This window comes from Pseudomonas paraglycinae (genome assembly GCF_021601625.1).
Classification (GTDB): domain Bacteria; phylum Pseudomonadota; class Gammaproteobacteria; order Pseudomonadales; family Pseudomonadaceae; genus Aquipseudomonas; species Aquipseudomonas paraglycinae.
The window spans coordinates 490,113-506,878 of the sequence record NZ_BQHR01000001.1 but is presented as its reverse complement, the minus strand read 5'-3'; the positions used below and the strand labels follow the sequence as shown (position 1 = coordinate 506,878).

Here is a 16,766-nt window from a genome sequence, read left to right as displayed (position 1 = left end):
GAGCCATGGCCGAGTAGAGAGCCGAAGTACAAATTCGGAAATGACCTACGCGAAAAGCAGACGACATCACTTTGCTCGTCTGGACGAAAGCATTTTCGCGAAGAGAAAAAGAAGCGTCTCACCTGGTTGTCTGAAACGTCCGCAGTAAGCGGAACAATTTCAGACAACCAGATGAAAGCAGAACCTGGCCTCAGGAAGACAGGTAAGAGGAGCGGGTCAGACCCAGACGCAATGCATCGAGAAACTGAGTGCGCTCGCTGGCGCTGATGCGGGCACTGGCGCACTTGTCGCGGTAGTGGGTCATCAGCTCTTCCGGCGACAGGTGCACGTAGCGCAGCATGTCTTCGATGGTGTCGTGGGTTTCAATACCGGCGTGGTACACGCTGCCGTCGGCGTTCTGGTAGATGTTCACCGAGTCGGTGTCACCGAACAGGTTGTGCATGTCGCCGAGGATTTCCTGATAGGCGCCGACCAGGAATACGCCCAGCAAGTAATCTTCACCTTCGTTCAGCGCGTGCACCGGCAGGCTGGTCTCGATGCTCTGCTCGTCGACGTACTGATTGATCTTGCCGTCGGAGTCGCAGGTCAGGTCTTGCAGAACGGCACGACGCAGCGGCTCTTCGTCGAGACGGTGCAGCGGGATGATCGGCAGGACCTGATCGATCGCCCAGGTGTCCGGCAGGCTCTGGAACACCGAGAAATTGCAGATGTACTTGTCGGCCAGCTTGTCGTTGAGTTCGTCCAGCACCTGACGGTGCGAACGCTGACGCGCCTTCAGCGAGTTGTGCAGGCGACGGCACACGGCGAAGTAGCACTGCTCGGCCAGGGCTTTCTCGGCCAGGGTCAGTTTGCCGTCGGCGTACTGGGCGGCCACGTCGCTCATGTAGTGGGTGGCGCGCCAGTAGGTTTCGGTGACCATTTCGATGTCGGTCGGGCCCAGCAGGTCAACCAGCCACTGCACGGTTTCCGGCAGCGCTTCCTTGTTCTCGATCTGTGGCACGTCGTCGTTGTGCTTCTCGACGTCGGTCACCTGCACCACCAACATCGCGTGGTGGGCGGTCAGCGAGCGGCCGCTTTCGGAGAAAATGTGCGGATGCGGCAGGGCCTGCGCGTCGCAGAACTCTTTGAGCATGCCGACCACGACACCGGCGTAGTCGTCCATGTCGTAGTTGATCGAACTGGCGTTGCGCGAGTGGGTGCCGTCGTAGTCGACGCCCAGACCGCCACCGACGTCGATGTGATCGACCGGCAGACCGAGGTTGCGCAGCTCGCCGTAGTAACGGATCGCTTCCTTGAAGCCGTGCTGGTAGTCAGCGAGGTTGGCGATCTGCGAACCCATGTGGAAGTGCAGCAGACGAATGCCCTGATCCAGGCCCGCCGCGCGGAAGCGCTCGACCACCGACAGCAGTTGCGCCGCCGACAGGCCGAACTTGGATTTCTCGCCACCGGTGTCCGCCCACTTCGACGACGCCAGCGACGACAGACGCACGCGCAGGCCGACCTGTGGCTTGACCTTCAGCGAGGCGGCTTCTTCGATCACCAGTCCGACTTCGGATTCTTTCTCGATCACGATGAACACGTTGTGGCCGAGCTTCTGGCCCATCAGCGCCAGACGGATGAACTCGCGGTCCTTGTAACCGTTGCAGACGATGGTGCCGCCCTTCGGCGCCAGCGCCAGCACCGCCAGCAGCTCAGGCTTGGAGCCGGCTTCCAGACCGATGGAAACGTTCTGGGTGGCGATGATGTTCTCGATCACCGCTTCCTGCTGGTTGACCTTGATCGGGTACAGGGCGGTGTATTTGCTCTGGTATTCCAGACGCTCGATGTTCGCATCGAAAGCGCCGGTCAGCTGACGGACGCGGTCTTGCAGGATGTCGGGGAAACGCACCAGCAGCGGCAGGGACAAGCCACTCTTGCGCAACTGGTCGACTTGTTCGAACAGATCGATAGGCGAGCTGCTCGGGCCGTTCGGACGAACTTCGACGCGACCGGCGTCATTGATCGCGAAATACCCGGCCCCCCAATGGCGAATCCCGTAAACACTGCGGCTGTCCGCAACTGTCCATTGGCTGCCATCGTCTTTGCGTGTGCGTCGTACGGACATCGAAGTCCCCTATAAAGAAGTCATAGTGCGTCGCCTGATCTCAGGCCGGCGCAGTCTAAAGAATGAAAATGACGGTTCGTCAGCGGGGCGGTAGACCGCGCTGACAGCGTTGAGTTTAGAAACCGGTCATGAACAGGCTCTGTGAAAACCATGGAAACGACGTCAGGCCCAGGAACGCTGGAGCTGAATCAAGCCGCCGGTGGGTTTCACAGAGGCTGCTAGCCGCCGGACTTCTTCGCCTTGAAACCGTGCTTGACCAACTCGGCCAGGAGCAGCTCGACATGGTCGCCCTGAATCTCGATGATCCCGTCTTTCAACGCGCCGCCGGTGCCGCAACGTTTCTTCAACGTTGTCGCCAGCTCCTTGAGTGCGTCTTCGGCCAGGGGCACGCCGGTGATGGTGGTCACCGTCTTGCCGCCACGGCCCTTGCTCTCGCGGCGCACGCGGGCAATGCCGTCGCCGGCCGGGATCACGGTTTGTTTGCAGATACAGGCGTCCACCGGCTTGCTGCATTCCGGGCAATGACGACCTGCGTCGGTGGAAAATACCAGGCCGCCCAGGGCGGCGAAGGATGCGGCTTTTTTGGCCACCGGCAATCCTCTCGGGAGGACAAAGACTGATCGCAGCCTTGGGCAAGGCTATCGACCGCGAAGCCCCACTCAGGCAGGGGCAGCGCTACTGTGCCATCGGCTCGTGAAAGCGGGCCGGCACAGCTTGAAAAGGTCGCGCAGTGTAACGGCAAAAACGCCGATTGCTAAGTGCCAATCGGCGCCAATTTATGTGTTCTTTGCGACGTCGCTTTGCTGAGCCTTCAGATAGCGTTTCAACGCGGCCAGAGAGTCCGGGCAATAAGGCTTTTGCTGGATTTCCAGCATGACCTGCGCGACCGGAATGAAGCGCGCTTCGAGCACTTCTTCCGGCTGCAGGATCAGCGGCCCGTCCCACACCGCCGAAAACGCCGAACACCACAGGCGATTGCCGGTGTCTTCGAAGTAGAAATGGTCGTGGGCCGTCAGCTCGACGCCGCTCACCCCCAACTCTTCCTCCAGTTCACGGGCCGCCGACTCGGCGTACGTCTCGTTCGCCTGCACCATGCCGCCTGCCGCCACGTCCCAGTAACCGGGATAAATGGCTTTACTCAACGTGCGCCGATGCACGCAAAGTTCACCGGCGGAGTTGAACAGCATGATGTAGGTGCCACGGCCGATCAGCCCGCGCTCGCGCAGGTCGGCGCGCACCAGGGAACCGAGCAGGTTGTCCTGCTCGTCGACCCACGCAATCTGCTCGGCATCCGAGGCGGCGCGGTGGGCCGCCTCTCTGGCGCTCTCGTCCATGACTCAGCCCTGATTGAGCAGTTGACGCAAATCGATCACGGCGGCGTTGGCCCGGGAAATGTAGTTGGCCATCACCAGCGAGTGGTTGGCCAGCACACCGAAGCCGCTGCCATTGAGGATCATCGGGCTCCAGACCGGCTCCTGGGAGGCTTCCAGCTCACGAATGATCTGACGCACGCTGACGGTCGCGTTCTTCTTCGCCAGCACGTCGGCGAAATCGACCTCGATTGCGCGCAGCAGGTGCGACAGCGCCCAGGCCTGGCCGCGGGCTTCGTAGAACACGTTGTCGATCTGCATCCACGGAGTCTCGACGACTTCCTCGTCGACCTGCGGCACTTCACCCACCGCCGGCACTTCGGTTTTCAGCGCGGTGTTGAGCTTGACCCGGCCAACGCTGGCCGACAGCCGTTGCGACAGCGAACCGAGACGGGTGCCAACATCGCCCAGCCAGTTGTTCAGGTTGTCGGCGCGGGCGTAGAACAGCGCGTTTTTCTGGGTCGGGTCGGACAGGCGCGCCTGATAACGGCTCAGGGAATTGATGCCTTCCTGATATTCCGACTCGCTGGACGGCAGGATCCAACTCTTGTTGTCGAAGTTGAAGCGCGGCTCGGCCTTGGCCAGGTCGGCGTCTTCAGCCGATTGCGACTGCGAGCGGGCGAAGTCCTTGCGCAGGGCGCGGGTCAAATCGCGAACCTGCACCAGCACGCCGTATTCCCAGCTCGGCATGTTGTCCATCCACAGGCCCGGCGGGAAACGGTCGTTGGAAATGTAGCCGCCCGGCTTGTCGAGCAACGTGCCGGCAACGGTTTTCAGGGTTTCGACGGTGGTGTAGCCGACCACCATCTGCTTGCCCTCTTTCTCGGCGGCAACCTGAGCGTTCTGCGCCACGGGAAACAGCGCCGGCTCCTGGCTCCAGTACCAGCCAAGGGCAATAGTCACCAACAGGTAAATGGCGACCAGCGTGGCCAGCGCCCGGCTGAACAACAGCCCGCCGACATAGCTGCGGGTGGCCGACTTGGGCTCGGCGGCACGTTCAGGCGCGCTGCCCGCGCGGTTCTTCCAGTCCAGCATGGCGATATCCTTTCAATCTTGGGTTCAACGGTTCGACCACAACCATACAACAACGTGCCTCGACCGGGCACCCGTCAATATTGACAGGCGTTATCTCGCTACCCGACACGAGGCCTGTACAGACCGCCCTAAGGGATTCCCCGATATCCAATTCACCACCAATTCGATGCCGATACCCGCAACGCGACAGCACAAACACCCTGCCCCACCTTTCTCATACTCCGATAAATTCACCGGCGTACAGATCGGCAAATGTCCGGTAGATGGGGACTTCCGCGACGATCAGGGTCAAATTGAAACCCGGGAGTCAGAAACTGAATGATGTCGTACCGCAGATTATTGACGTACGACACTCATGTAAGGGAAAAGAGGTGCTAGCATAGAGCCACCAGTCGATCTCAGCATGCACCCTAACTAGTAGTCAGGATATGACCGAGCCAGAAGACCCCAGCCGTGAGCGCCTCAAGCACCACTTTGCCCAGCGGGTAATTCATCAGGCACGTCAGATTCTTGAGATATGGCAGCGCCTGCAACGCAGTGAGTGGTCCACTGCCGATCTCGCCGAACTGAGCGAGGCCAATTTGCGCCTGCTGCGTTTTGCCGAGCGTTTCGAACAGCCCGAACACACGCAGCTGGCCCGCCACATCAGCCAGTCGCTGGACGCGGTGGACGCCAATCGCGGACGCCTGAGCAGCGGCCTGATCACCGATCTCAACCGTTTGATGCAGCGTCTGTCGCGCACCGGCCTGCGCCATGGCGATCAGCTTGATCAAACCTTCCTGCCGCCCCTGCGCAAACCGATCTACGTGATGCTGCAGGATCACGACCGCGCCGAGCGGCTGGCCAAACAGCTGGAGTTTTTCGGTCTGAGCGCCCAGGCGCTGGACAGCGTGTCGGCGTTTCGCTCGTCGATGGTCGAGCGCCTGCCGGCCGCGATCGTCATGGACGTGGATTTCAGCGGCGTCGGCGTCGGCCTGAAACTCGCCGCCGAAGCCCAGCAAGGTCTGGAAGAACCGCTGCCCCTGCTGTTCTTCAGCCTGCACGAAACCGACACCCCGACCCGCCTCGCGGCAGTGCGCGCCGGTGGCCAGGAATTCCTCACCGGCACCCTCGAAGCCTCGAGCCTGCTGGAGAAGATCGAGGTCCTGACCTGCGTCGCCCAGTACGAACCCTATAAAGTGCTGATCATCGACGACTCCCGCGCCCAGGCCCTGCACACCGAACGCCTGCTCAACAGCGCCGGGATCGTCACCCGCACCCTGATCGAACCGATCCAGGCCATGGCCGAGCTGGCGGACTTCCAGCCGGACCTGATCATCCTCGACATGTACATGCCGGCCTGCACCGGCACCGAGCTGGCCAAGGTCATCCGTCACAACGACCGCTATGTCAGCGTGCCGATCATTTATCTGTCGGCCGAGGACGATCTGGACAAACAGCTCGACGCCATGAGCGAAGGCGGCGATGACTTCCTGACCAAGCCGATCAAGCCGCGCCACCTGATCACCACCGTGCGCAACCGCGCCGCCCGTGCGCGTAACCTGAAAGCACGGATGGTTCGCGACAGCCTCACCGGCCTGTACAACCACACGCACATTCTGCAATTGCTCGAAGACTGCTCGTTCCGCGCCCGCCGCGAGAACAAGCCGTTGAGCTTTGCGATGCTCGACATCGACCACTTCAAGCGGGTCAATGACAGCCACGGCCATCCCATGGGCGACCGGGTGATCAAGAGCCTGGCGCTGTTTCTCAAGCAGCGTCTGCGCAAGACCGATTTCATCGGTCGTTACGGCGGCGAAGAATTCGCCATCGTCATGCCGGACACCGATATAGAAGCGGCGCACAAAGTGCTCGACGAGATCCGCCAGCGCTTTGCCGAGATTCACTATCCGGCCCAGCCGCAGGATCTGTGGTGCACCTTCAGCGCCGGCGTGGTGGAAATGCACGACGACTCCGACAGCCTGATGATGGCCAGCCAGGCCGACGAGGCGCTGTATCGCGCCAAGGGCGAAGGACGCAATCGGGTGCAGACCGCGCGCGACTCAAAGCAAAGTGCCACTTTTTCATCGGATTCGACCCAATCGGTCATAACCCTGTAACAGAACCGCAATAAATTCAGGCGCTTACCATTCTGCCGTTGGTAGCCGTCATGCGCCTGAAGTTGCTCACCAATCTCAATACTCTGTTGCTGGTCGCCGTCTGCGTGGCCCTCGGCGCCACGCTGTGGTGGTCGCAGAAAGCCCTGGAGCGCCCGTATCTGTTGATGGAGCGATACCTGGGGCTGTCGCAGCAATTTCAGAATGACGTGGCACGCAACGTCGAGGATTACCTCGCCAGCGGCGACGCCCTGCGCCTGAGCAGAGCCAGCCAGGCCATCGATCAGTTGCAGAAGGAGCTCGACGAGCTGCCGCCGGCGCTGGCCGACACCTTGCGCCCGAGCCTCACCGGCCTCGATGAATTCAGCAAGACCGACCTGCTGGCCGCCGGCAAACTGGCCGGCGATCCGCAGGCCCTGCTGTTGCAGGCCGAGCGCGAATTGAGCGCCAGCCTCGATCAGCTCAGCACGTATGCAGGCGGCAACGCGACCTATCTCACGCCTCTGCTCGTTGCCTCTCAACATCTGGGCAAACTGTCGCTGGCCCGAGACAAACTGGTCAGCAGCGGGCGCAGTGAACTGGCTGCCGATGTCGAACGCGAAGTCAGCAACATCCGCGCCCAGGCCCAGACGATCGATGCCCTGCCCTTGCTCGGCGTGGTCGCCAGCAGTGAATCCGGCAGCGACGATTTCGCCGCGATGATGGGCATCGAAAGCACGGAAAAAGCCGCTGCCGAAGATGCTGGTGTCGGCCTCAAACGCGAGCTCAACAGCCTGCTGGGGCGTTACCCGGCGGAGCTGGCGCGCACCCGCGAGCAGATCCAGAAACGCACCGACCTGAGCACCGCGACCCACCAGAAAATCGCCGCCGTGCAGCAGGCCATCGCCGGTCTCGAACCCGTGGTGCGCGCCCAGCACGGGCAGATCCAGGGCGAAGTGCGGCTGATGCAAGGCGTGATGATCGGCCTGATTCTGCTGATCGCGCTGCTGATCGACACCCTGCAGCGACGCCTCGCCCGCACCCTGACCAACCTCGCGCCGGCGCTGTCGACCTGGGCCGAAGGCGACTTCAGCCGCGACATTCATCTGGGCAAGACCAACCGCGAACTGCACGACATCGAAGCCTCGCTCAATCGCCTGCGCGCCTATCTGGTGGATCTGGTCGGGACGATTCGCGGCAATGCCGAGCAAGTGGCCGGCAGCAGCCGCACCCTCGCCGAGCTGAGCAATGACTTGCACAGCGGCGCCGAACATCAGGCCGGCGATACCGCGCTGATCCGTGACTCCCTCGGCGAACTGGAAGCGACCATCCAGCAAGTGGCCGGCGATGCGCGCCAGGCCGCCGACGCCAGTCGCCATGCCGGGCTGGCCGTCGAACACGGGCAACAAGTGATCGGCCAGAGCCTCACCGGCTTGCACGCGCTGGTCGGCGAAGTGCAAGGCAACGCGCAGATGATCGAACACCTGGCCGAAGAATCGGCAACCATCGGCGGCGTGCTGACGGTGATCCGCTCGATTGCCGACCAGACCAACCTGCTGGCGCTCAACGCGGCGATCGAAGCCGCTCGGGCCGGGGAAATGGGCCGTGGGTTTGCCGTGGTGGCCGAGGAAGTGCGCTCGCTGGCGCAACGTACCGCCGGCGCCACCGCCGAAATCCAGACCCTGATCGCCGGCCTGCAAACCGCCGCCCGGCAATCGGTCGAGGGCATGCGCGCGCAGGTCGAACACGCCGAGGCCACGGCCAATCAGGCGCAATCGGCGGACGGTGCGCTGGACAAGATTGTCGGCGCGATCCAGACCATCTCCGACACCGCGATCCGCATCGCCGACATCACCGCGCAACAGAGCGGCGCGGTCAGCGAGATCCGCGATCACAGCGAACGGATTCACCAGTTGGGCGGGGACAATCTGCTGCGCATCGGCCAGGGCCGCGAGCAAGGCGAGAACCTGCTGTTGCTGGGCGGTCAGCTGCACACTGCCGTGCAAGCGTTCCGCGTGTGACACACAGCGCAGGGCCAAGTCCGCTATCATTCCCGCACCTTTGATTCGCGAGATTGTCATGCGCCGTCTGCTCTGCCTGCTGTTTTTCGTCTTCGCCCTGCCGGCCGGCGCCGCCGGTCTGTTTGACAGCAAACCCAGCGCCACACTGGGCTCGGTCAACAACAGCGCCGATTTCCTGCCGGTGCGCGAAGCCTTTCAACTGAGCCTGATCGAGAGCACGCCGCAATCGGTCAAACTGCGCTTCGTCGCCACCGAAGGCTATTACCTCTACCGCCATCGTTTCCAGTTTCGTGCCGAGCCTGCCGAGGTAAAACTTGGCGCCGCACAACTGCCCCAAGGCGAACAGAAACACGACGAGTATTTCGGCGACGTCGAGGTCTACCACGGCATTCTCGATGTGGAACTGCCGCGCAATGATTCCAGAGCCTTCACGCTGGCCGTCACCTATCAGGGCTGTGCCGACAAGGGTTTGTGCTACCCACCGGAAACCGAACGCCTGAGCATCGAGGGCAACGCAGCGGCGAATGACGCGCCCGCTCCGGTGAAGGGTTGGGACTGGCGTGATCTGGCGCTGTTTTTTCTGGCTGGCCTGGGCTTGACCTTCACGCCTTGTGTATTGCCGATGCTGCCGATCCTGTCCGGCGTGGTGTTACGCGGTCAGGTCGGTGGTTTGCGTGGCTTCAATCTGTCCCTCGCTTATGTGCTGCCGATGGCTGCGTGCTTCGCGCTGCTTGGGGCGCTGATGGGGCTGTTCGGCGCGCAACTGAATTTGCAGGCGCGGCTGCAGTCAGCGTGGGTGCTTGTGCCGTTCGCGATGTTCTTTGCGGTGTTCGCGCTGGCGATGTTCGGCGTATTCGAGCTGAAACTGCCGCACTTCATCAGCAGCCGTCTCGACCGGATCGCCGGCCGCACTGAAGGCGGCTCGCTGTGGGGTGCCGCGGTATTGGGTGTGGTGTCGAGTCTGCTGGTATCGCCATGCGTTTCCGCCCCGCTGGCCGGCGCGCTGCTTTATATAAGCGCCAGCGGCGATGCGCTGGGCGGCGGCCTGAAGCTGTTCATGCTCGGGCTGGGCATGGGCGCACCGCTGTTGCTGGTGGCTACCGGCGGCGCGGCGTGGCTGCCGAAAAGCGGGCCGTGGATGATGTACGTGAAGAATGGCATCGGCGTGTTGCTGCTCGGGCTGGCCATCGGCCTGCTCAGCCGCGTGTTGCCGGGGCAGATCACCTTGCTGCTGATCGGCTTGCTGGCTGGTGGCGTTGGCCTGTTCCTCGGTGCTCTGGAATTTGTCTACAAACCGCCGCGCAAACGCCTCGGCCAGCTGCTCGGCCTGTTCCTGCTGTTTTATGCGCTGGCCTGCTGGTACGGCGCGTTCAGCGGGCAGACCGACCCGTTGAATCCGATAGCCCCGGCACGCCTTGCCGACAGCGGCTCGACTGCGCAAAACAGCGGTTCGTGGCAGACCGTCAGCACCCCGACGGAACTGGATCGAGTGCTGCTCGAAGCGAAAACCGCCGGCATCCCGCTGCTGCTCGACTGGTACGCCGACTGGTGCATCAGTTGCAAAGTCATCGAACACGAAGTGCTCAATGACGCGACAGTCGTGGATCGGCTCAAGGGTTACCGGCTGATCCGCTTCGACATCACCGCGAGCAATGCCGAACAGCGCACCCTGCTCGACCGCTACAACCTGTTCGGCCCACCGGCGCTGATGTTCTTCGGCAAGGACGGGGCGGAACGTCGCGATGTGCGGGTGATCGGCGAGATCAACGCCAGCGACTTCGCCGAACGTGTTGCCAAAGCGAATGACCGGATTTAATCAGTCAGTCACATATTTTGCGCAAACATCGGTCATCGTGCTGGCTATTGCAGAGAACTGGACAGTCACAAAGTCTTTGCGGCATAGTCGCCGGGTTCTGACGAAGGCTCACCCATAACAAGGAACACGCAGATGGCAACGCTACTGGTGCTGCACGGCCCCAACCTGAACCTGCTCGGCACCCGGGAACCCGGGACCTACGGGTCGACCACCCTGGCGCAGATCAATCAGGATCTGGAACGCCGCGCCCGTGAAGCCGGCCATCATCTGCTGTATCTGCAAAGCAACGCCGAGTACGAATTGATCGACCGCATCCACGCCGCACGCGGCGAGGGCGTGGACTTCATTCTGATCAACCCGGCAGCATTTACACACACAAGTGTCGCATTACGTGACGCGCTGCTGGGAGTGAGCATCCCATTCATCGAAGTGCATTTGTCCAACGTGCACAAACGCGAACCTTTCCGCCATCACTCTTACTTCTCCGACGTAGCGGTAGGAGTGATCTGCGGCCTTGGCGCCAGCGGTTATCGACTGGCCCTGGAGGCTGCACTAGAGCAGCTTGAACAACAAGCTATACGCCCCTGACCGACCCTTGGGAGTTGATGATTCATGGATATCCGTAAAGTTAAGAAACTGATCGAATTGCTGGAAGAGTCCGGCATCGACGAGCTCGAGATCAAGGAAGGCGAAGAGTCCGTACGCATCAGCCGTCACAGCAAGACCCCGGCGCAGCAGTACTACGCTCCGGCTCCGATGCAGGCTCCGGCCGCTGCACCTGCCGCCGCTGCCGCTCCGGTTGCTGCTGCCGCAGCTCCAGCTGCCGCTGCTGCTCCAGCGCTGAACGGCACCGTTGCCCGTTCGCCGATGGTCGGCACCTTCTATCGCAAATCTTCGCCAACCTCGCCGTCCTTCGTTGAAGTCGGCCAGACCGTGAAGAAAGGCGACACCCTGTGCATCGTCGAAGCCATGAAGATGATGAACCACATCGAAGCTGAAACCAGCGGTGTGATCGAGTCCATCCTCGTCGAAGACGGCCAGCCGGTTGAGTACGACCAACCGCTGTTCACCATCGTTTGAACTGCGGAGAGCCTTTGATGACTGCGAAGTTGGAAAAAGTTCTGATCGCTAACCGCGGTGAGATCGCCCTGCGGATTCTGCGTGCCTGCAAAGAGATGGGCATCAAGACCGTCGCCGTTTACTCCAAGGCCGACAAAGAGCTGATGCACCTGGGTCTGGCAGACGAATCCGTCTGCATCGGCCCGGCTTCTGCCGCTCAGTCCTACCTGCACATCCCGGCAATCATTGCGGCCGCTGAAGTGACTGGCGCTACCGCCATTCACCCAGGCTACGGTTTCCTCGCGGAAAACGCTGATTTCGCCGAGCAGGTCGAGAACTCCGGCTTCGCCTTCATCGGCCCGAAAGCCGAAACCATTCGCCTGATGGGCGACAAGGTATCGGCCAAGCACGCGATGATCGAAGCGGGCGTGCCAACCGTTCCAGGTTCCGACGGCCCGCTGCCGGAAGACGAGGAAACGGCACTGCGCATCGGTCGTGAAGTCGGCTACCCGGTGATCATCAAGGCCGCCGGCGGCGGTGGTGGTCGCGGCATGCGCGTGGTGCACAAGGAAGAAGACCTGATCGCCTCGGCGAAACTGACCCGCTCCGAAGCAGGCGCGGCGTTCGGCAACCCGATGGTCTATCTGGAAAAATTCCTGACCAACCCGCGTCACGTCGAAGTGCAGGTTCTGTCCGACGGCCAGGGCAACGCCATCCATCTGGGTGACCGCGATTGCTCGCTGCAACGCCGTCACCAGAAGGTTCTCGAAGAAGCGCCGGCACCGGGCATCGACGAGAACGCGCGCAAGGAAGTCCTGGCCCGCTGCGTCAAGGCGTGCATCGACATCGGCTACCGTGGCGCCGGCACCTTCGAGTTCCTGTACGAGAACGGTCGTTTCTACTTCATCGAAATGAACACCCGTGTTCAGGTGGAGCACCCGGTTTCGGAAATGGTCACCGGTATCGACATCGTCAAGGAGATGCTCAGCATCGCCGCTGGCAACAAGCTGTCGTATACCCAGGATGATGTGGTGATCCGCGGTCACTCGCTGGAATGCCGGATCAACGCTGAAGATCCAAAGACCTTCATGCCGAGCCCGGGTACGGTCAAGCATTTCCACGCTCCAGGCGGCAACGGCGTTCGCGTCGATTCGCACCTGTACAGCGGTTATGCCGTTCCGCCGAACTACGACTCGCTGATCGGCAAGCTGATCACTTACGGCGCGACCCGCGACGAAGCCATGGCCCGCATGCGCAATGCCCTGGACGAAATCGTGGTCGACGGGATCAAGACCAACATCCCGCTGCACCGTGATCTGACCCGTGACGAAGGCTTCTGCAAAGGGGGCGTGAACATTCACTACCTCGAGCACAAGCTGGCTGGCGAGAAGCACTAAGCTTCAGCCCGCACCAGACAAGGCCGCCTTCGGGCGGCTTTGTTGTTTCCGAAGGTTTCATCTGCTCACACATTCCCCGCTCCCACAAAACCGTCGCGCTCGCGTAAACTTGCGCGCTTCTCGCAGGCCGCTAGGCTGCAATCAATCTTTTTCACAGGTGCCCGCCATGCCTTGGCTGCAAGTCCGTCTCGCCATCAGCCCAGAACAAGCCGAAACCTACGAAGACGCTTTCCTTGAAGTGGGCGCCGTTTCGGTGACCTTCATGGACGCCGAAGATCAGCCGATCTTCGAACCGGAACTCAATACCACCCCGCTGTGGGCGCACACCCACCTGCTGGCCCTGTTCGAGGGCGGCACCGAAGCCGCTCCGGTACTGGCCCATCTGGAACTGCTGACTGGCAGCCCGCTGCCCGAGCACCACAGCGAAGTGATCGAAGACCAGGACTGGGAACGCAGCTGGATGGACGGTTTCCAGCCAATGCGTTTCGGTCAGCGCCTGTGGATCGTGCCGAGCTGGCACGCCGCACCGGAGCCGGACGCGGTCAACCTGCTGCTGGATCCGGGCCTGGCGTTCGGCACCGGCACTCACCCGACCACCGCCCTGTGCCTGGAATGGCTGGACGGCCAGGACCTGAAAGACTGCAACGTGCTGGACTTCGGCTGCGGCTCGGGGATTCTGGCGATTGCCGCCCTGCTGCTCGGCGCGAAAGAAGCCGTGGGCACCGACATCGACGTGCAGGCACTTGAAGCCTCCCGCGACAACGCCGGGCGCAACAACATCGCTGACGAATTGTTCCCGCTGTACCTGCCGGAAGACCTGCCGCAGGTCAAAGCCGACGTGCTGGTGGCCAACATTCTGGCCGGCCCGCTGGTTTCCCTGGCGCCGCAACTGTCCGGCCTGGTCAAGTCCGGCGGGCGTCTGGCGCTGTCAGGGATTCTTGCCGAACAAGGTGACGAAGTCGCTGCCGCCTACGCGCAGGACTTCGATCTCGACCCGATCGCCAATCGTGATGGCTGGGTGCGCATCACCGGCCGTCGGCGCTAGAATGACCGCCTGCTCAATCCGGATCGCCGCATGACCGACAGCTTCGTCACCCAGTGCCCGCATTGCCAAACCAGTTTCCGTGTCAGCCACGCTCAGTTGAGCGTGGCCCGCGGGGTGGTTCGTTGCGGCTCCTGCCTGCAAGTGTTCAATGCCGCCAAGCAATTGCTGGAGCAACACGCAGGCAAGGAAGCAGTCACGCCGGTGGCACCGTTAATCAGCGAGCCGCCACCGATCAGCGAGCCGGCGCCTGTCGAGCCACCGGCCATCGTCGAAACGCCCGAGCCGCGCGCCATCAGCCAGAAGCAATGGAGCGCCGCCGAGCTGGATCTGGACAGCCTGGATCTGGACGAAGAACTGGCCCGCCTCGAACAACGGGAAATCCAGCCGACCACCGAGTTCGGTCGCCCGCGCGAAGACGCCCTGAGCGCTCGCCGCGATAGCCACGAACCGGAAGACACGACGTGGCCGGACAGCCTGTTCAGCGAACCGGCAGATGAGCGCGCCCCCGAAGCCGAAGATGAACCCGAAGCCATCGAGCCCGAACCGGTCCGACCGGAGCGCACCGAACCTTCGCTGTCGCTGGAGCCGGTGGATCTCGACGACGAACCGCCGATTCCGCAACTGCGCCTGCACGATCCGATCGACCCGAATGCCCGCCGCGAACGCCTGTCGGCCAGCGACGACGTCGATGACGAACTGCCACTGATCGAAGCCCCGCGCAAAAAGCGCGAACGCGTCGAAACCAGTGTCCGCGCCGAAGCCTTGCAGGATCTGACCGACGACCCGCTGCAACTGGACTGGCAGAAACGCCGCTCGCCCTGGGGCCGTCGCCTGCTCTGGCTGTTGCTCATCGTGCTGGCCGCCGCCGGCCTGGGCGGACAATACATCGCCTATCACTTCGACGAACTGGCGCGCCAGGATCAATACCGGCCGTGGTTCCAGCAACTCTGCCCGCAAGTCGGCTGCACGGTGCCGTCCAAGGTGGATATCGCCAAGATCAAGAGCAGCAACCTGGTGGTGCGCAGCCACCCGGAATTCAGCGGTGCGCTGGTGGTGGACGCGATCATTTACAACCGTGCGCCGTTCTCGCAGCCGTTTCCGCTGCTGGAGCTGCGCTTCGCCGACCTCAACGGTCACCTGATCGCCAGTCGTCGCTTCAAGCCCGGCGAATACCTCAACGGCGACCTCGAAGGCATGGCGGAAATGCCGCCGCAGACGCCGATCCACATCGCCCTGGACATCCTCGATCCAGGCCCGAAAGCCGTGAACTACAGCCTGAGTTTCCACTCGCCCGAGTGAAACGCTTCACCGCTCCCGGATTGACGGCAGTTTTCTGACTGCGCAGCGCGCGACCAAACCGCCGGTAATAACAGAATAACTGTTCAGATTTTGTTCAATTCAGCCTTTATCCAGTCATCGAGAGCGGGTATCATGCCAACCCTTTTTCGAACTCTCATGATCCGGCCCCACTTCAGGGAAGTCCTATGTCGGCGGTACGCATCGGCCCATATACATTGCAGAACGGCTTGATCCTCGCCCCGATGGCGGGAGTCACCGACCAGCCCTTTCGTCAGCTGTGCAAGCGTTTGGGCGCAGGGCTTGTAGTCTCGGAAATGGTCACCAGTGACATGAGCCTGTGGAACACCCGCAAGTCGCGCATGCGCATGATCCACGAAGGCGATCCCGAGCCACGCTCGGTGCAGATCGCCGGTGGCGATGCGCAGATGCTGGCGGATGCGGCCCGGGCCAACGTCGAACTGGGCGCACAGATTATTGATATCAACATGGGTTGCCCGGCGAAGAAGGTCTGCAACAAGGCCGCCGGCTCCGCGTTGTTGAAGGATGAAGCACTGGTTACCGAGATCCTGCATGCCGTCGTGGCGGCAGTTGATGTGCCGGTGACCCTGAAGATCCGCACCGGATGGGATCGCGACAACAAGAACGGCCTGACCGTGGCGAAGATCGCCGAGCAGGCCGGGATCACGGCGCTGGCGGTGCATGGCCGCACCCGCGCCGACTTGTACACCGGCGAAGCCGAGTACGACACCATTGCCGCGATCAAGCAGGCGGTGTCGATTCCGGTCTTTGCCAACGGCGACATCGTATCGCCGGAAAAGGCCCGCTACGTGCTCGACGCGACCGGTGCCGATGGCCTGTTGATCGGCCGGGCCGCCCAGGGGCGGCCATGGATTTTTCGCGAGATCGAACACTTCCTGCGTACCGGCGAAAAACTGCCGGCGCCGGAGCTGATCGAGGTGGAACGCATTCTGCTTGAGCATCTGGCCGCCCTCCACGCCTTCTATGGGGACGTGATGGGCGTGCGAATTGCCCGCAAGCATGTGGGCTGGTATCTCGCAACCTTGCCGGGCGCCAGGGAATTTCGCGCCCACTTCAATCGTTTGGATGGTACGGAAACACAATGCGCCAACGTTCGGGAGTTCTTCGCCGAACGTTACAAGAGCCTGACAGGGGACGGAGAAGGGGTGGCCGCATGACGATGATGACCGAGACTTTAGTGAGTGGAACAACACCCGTGAGCGACAACGTGAATTTGAAACAGCACCTCAATACCCCGAGCGAAGAAGGCCAGACCCTTCGCGGGAGTGTCGAGAAGGCGCTGCACAATTATTTCGCCCACCTTGAGGGCGCGTCCGTCACGGACGTGTACAACCTGGTGCTCTCCGAAGTCGAGGCTCCCCTGCTCGAAAGCGTGATGAACTACGTCAAGGGCAACCAGACCAAGGCCAGCGAGCTGCTCGGACTGAACCGCGGCACGCTGCGCAAGAAACTCAAACAGTACGATCTGCTGTAAGCATTCAATCAAACCAGAAAGGCGCCCGCGTA

14 protein-coding genes are annotated in these 16,766 nt (G+C 62.0%); 10 read left to right on the top strand and 4 right to left on the bottom strand.

What is annotated here, in order from left to right; genetic code table 11:
* Positions 1-190: 190 nt before the first annotated feature.
* The 4 genes from speA to L6D82_RS02155 form a co-directional block, all read right to left on the bottom strand.
* Positions 191-2,104: an arginine decarboxylase gene (gene speA / locus L6D82_RS02170; RefSeq protein ID WP_011332271.1), complete on the bottom strand. Its 1,914-nt coding sequence runs from the start codon at positions 2,102-2,104 to the stop codon at positions 191-193.
* Between the two features lie 218 nt (positions 2,105-2,322).
* Positions 2,323-2,694: a translation initiation factor Sui1 gene (locus L6D82_RS02165; protein ID WP_007951016.1), complete on the bottom strand. Its 372-nt coding sequence runs from the start codon at positions 2,692-2,694 to the stop codon at positions 2,323-2,325.
* Positions 2,695-2,880: 186 nt separating this feature from the next.
* Positions 2,881-3,438, bottom strand: a complete 558-nt coding sequence (locus L6D82_RS02160) for an NUDIX hydrolase (protein ID WP_085746565.1) — start codon at positions 3,436-3,438, stop codon at positions 2,881-2,883.
* A gap of 3 nt (positions 3,439-3,441) precedes the next feature.
* Positions 3,442-4,509 carry a DUF2333 family protein gene (locus L6D82_RS02155; RefSeq protein WP_102688343.1) on the bottom strand — a complete coding sequence of 356 codons (1,068 nt, stop codon included), beginning with the start codon at positions 4,507-4,509 and terminating at the stop codon, positions 3,442-3,444.
* Between the two features lie 428 nt (positions 4,510-4,937).
* Between L6D82_RS02155 and gcbA the strand changes: the two genes are divergently transcribed.
* From gcbA to fis, 10 genes are all read left to right on the top strand, one after another.
* On the top strand, positions 4,938-6,608 hold the full coding sequence (gene gcbA, locus L6D82_RS02150; protein WP_102718619.1) for a diguanylate cyclase GcbA: 1,671 nt from the start codon (positions 4,938-4,940) through the stop codon (positions 6,606-6,608).
* A 50-nt stretch (positions 6,609-6,658) separates the two neighbouring features.
* A complete protein-coding gene (locus L6D82_RS02145; protein WP_102718618.1) occupies positions 6,659-8,605 on the top strand; it encodes a methyl-accepting chemotaxis protein in 1,947 nt (648 codons plus the stop codon).
* A gap of 58 nt (positions 8,606-8,663) precedes the next feature.
* Positions 8,664-10,421, top strand: coding sequence for a protein-disulfide reductase DsbD (locus tag L6D82_RS02140; RefSeq protein ID WP_236187954.1), 1,758 nt, complete (start codon positions 8,664-8,666; stop codon positions 10,419-10,421).
* Positions 10,422-10,553: 132 nt separating this feature from the next.
* Positions 10,554-11,009, top strand: coding sequence for a type II 3-dehydroquinate dehydratase (aroQ, locus tag L6D82_RS02135; protein WP_007951022.1), 456 nt, complete (start codon positions 10,554-10,556; stop codon positions 11,007-11,009).
* A gap of 24 nt (positions 11,010-11,033) precedes the next feature.
* Positions 11,034-11,501, top strand: coding sequence for an acetyl-CoA carboxylase biotin carboxyl carrier protein (gene accB, locus L6D82_RS02130; protein WP_007951023.1), 468 nt, complete (start codon positions 11,034-11,036; stop codon positions 11,499-11,501).
* Positions 11,502-11,518: 17 nt separating this feature from the next.
* Positions 11,519-12,877, top strand: a complete 1,359-nt coding sequence (accC, locus tag L6D82_RS02125; RefSeq protein WP_064593229.1) for an acetyl-CoA carboxylase biotin carboxylase subunit — start codon at positions 11,519-11,521, stop codon at positions 12,875-12,877.
* Between the two features lie 166 nt (positions 12,878-13,043).
* Positions 13,044-13,922 carry a 50S ribosomal protein L11 methyltransferase gene (prmA, locus tag L6D82_RS02120; protein WP_007951025.1) on the top strand — a complete coding sequence of 293 codons (879 nt, stop codon included), beginning with the start codon at positions 13,044-13,046 and terminating at the stop codon, positions 13,920-13,922.
* Between the two features lie 30 nt (positions 13,923-13,952).
* The gene (locus tag L6D82_RS02115) at positions 13,953-15,221 is read left to right on the top strand and encodes a DUF3426 domain-containing protein (protein WP_236187952.1); all 1,269 of its coding nucleotides are present in this window, start codon (positions 13,953-13,955) and stop codon (positions 15,219-15,221) included.
* A 185-nt stretch (positions 15,222-15,406) separates the two neighbouring features.
* Positions 15,407-16,417, top strand: coding sequence for a tRNA dihydrouridine synthase DusB (gene dusB, locus L6D82_RS02110; RefSeq protein WP_007951027.1), 1,011 nt, complete (start codon positions 15,407-15,409; stop codon positions 16,415-16,417).
* The gene (gene fis / locus L6D82_RS02105) at positions 16,414-16,734 is read left to right on the top strand and encodes a DNA-binding transcriptional regulator Fis (protein WP_002555375.1); all 321 of its coding nucleotides are present in this window, start codon (positions 16,414-16,416) and stop codon (positions 16,732-16,734) included. The genes dusB and fis overlap by 4 nt, the downstream gene beginning before the upstream one ends.
* The last annotated feature ends 32 nt before the right edge of the window (positions 16,735-16,766 follow it).

Bases quoted from the DNA above. Each gene is read 5' to 3' on its own strand.
- speA (WP_011332271.1), bottom strand. From the start codon at position 2,104: ATGTCCGTACGACGCACACGCAAAGACGATGGCAGCCAATGGACAGTT.
- L6D82_RS02160 (WP_085746565.1), bottom strand. From the start codon at position 3,438: ATGGACGAGAGCGCCAGAGAGGCGGCCCACCGCGCCGCCTCGGATGCC.
- L6D82_RS02155 (WP_102688343.1), bottom strand. From the start codon at position 4,509: ATGCTGGACTGGAAGAACCGCGCGGGCAGCGCGCCTGAACGTGCCGCC.
- gcbA (WP_102718619.1), top strand. From the start codon at position 4,938: ATGACCGAGCCAGAAGACCCCAGCCGTGAGCGCCTCAAGCACCACTTT.
- L6D82_RS02145 (WP_102718618.1), top strand. From the start codon at position 6,659: ATGCGCCTGAAGTTGCTCACCAATCTCAATACTCTGTTGCTGGTCGCC.
- L6D82_RS02140 (WP_236187954.1), top strand. From the start codon at position 8,664: ATGCGCCGTCTGCTCTGCCTGCTGTTTTTCGTCTTCGCCCTGCCGGCC.
- aroQ (WP_007951022.1), top strand. From the start codon at position 10,554: ATGGCAACGCTACTGGTGCTGCACGGCCCCAACCTGAACCTGCTCGGC.
- accB (WP_007951023.1), top strand. From the start codon at position 11,034: ATGGATATCCGTAAAGTTAAGAAACTGATCGAATTGCTGGAAGAGTCC.
- accC (WP_064593229.1), top strand. From the start codon at position 11,519: ATGACTGCGAAGTTGGAAAAAGTTCTGATCGCTAACCGCGGTGAGATC.
- prmA (WP_007951025.1), top strand. From the start codon at position 13,044: ATGCCTTGGCTGCAAGTCCGTCTCGCCATCAGCCCAGAACAAGCCGAA.
- L6D82_RS02115 (WP_236187952.1), top strand. From the start codon at position 13,953: ATGACCGACAGCTTCGTCACCCAGTGCCCGCATTGCCAAACCAGTTTC.
- dusB (WP_007951027.1), top strand. From the start codon at position 15,407: ATGTCGGCGGTACGCATCGGCCCATATACATTGCAGAACGGCTTGATC.
- fis (WP_002555375.1), top strand. From the start codon at position 16,414: ATGACGATGATGACCGAGACTTTAGTGAGTGGAACAACACCCGTGAGC.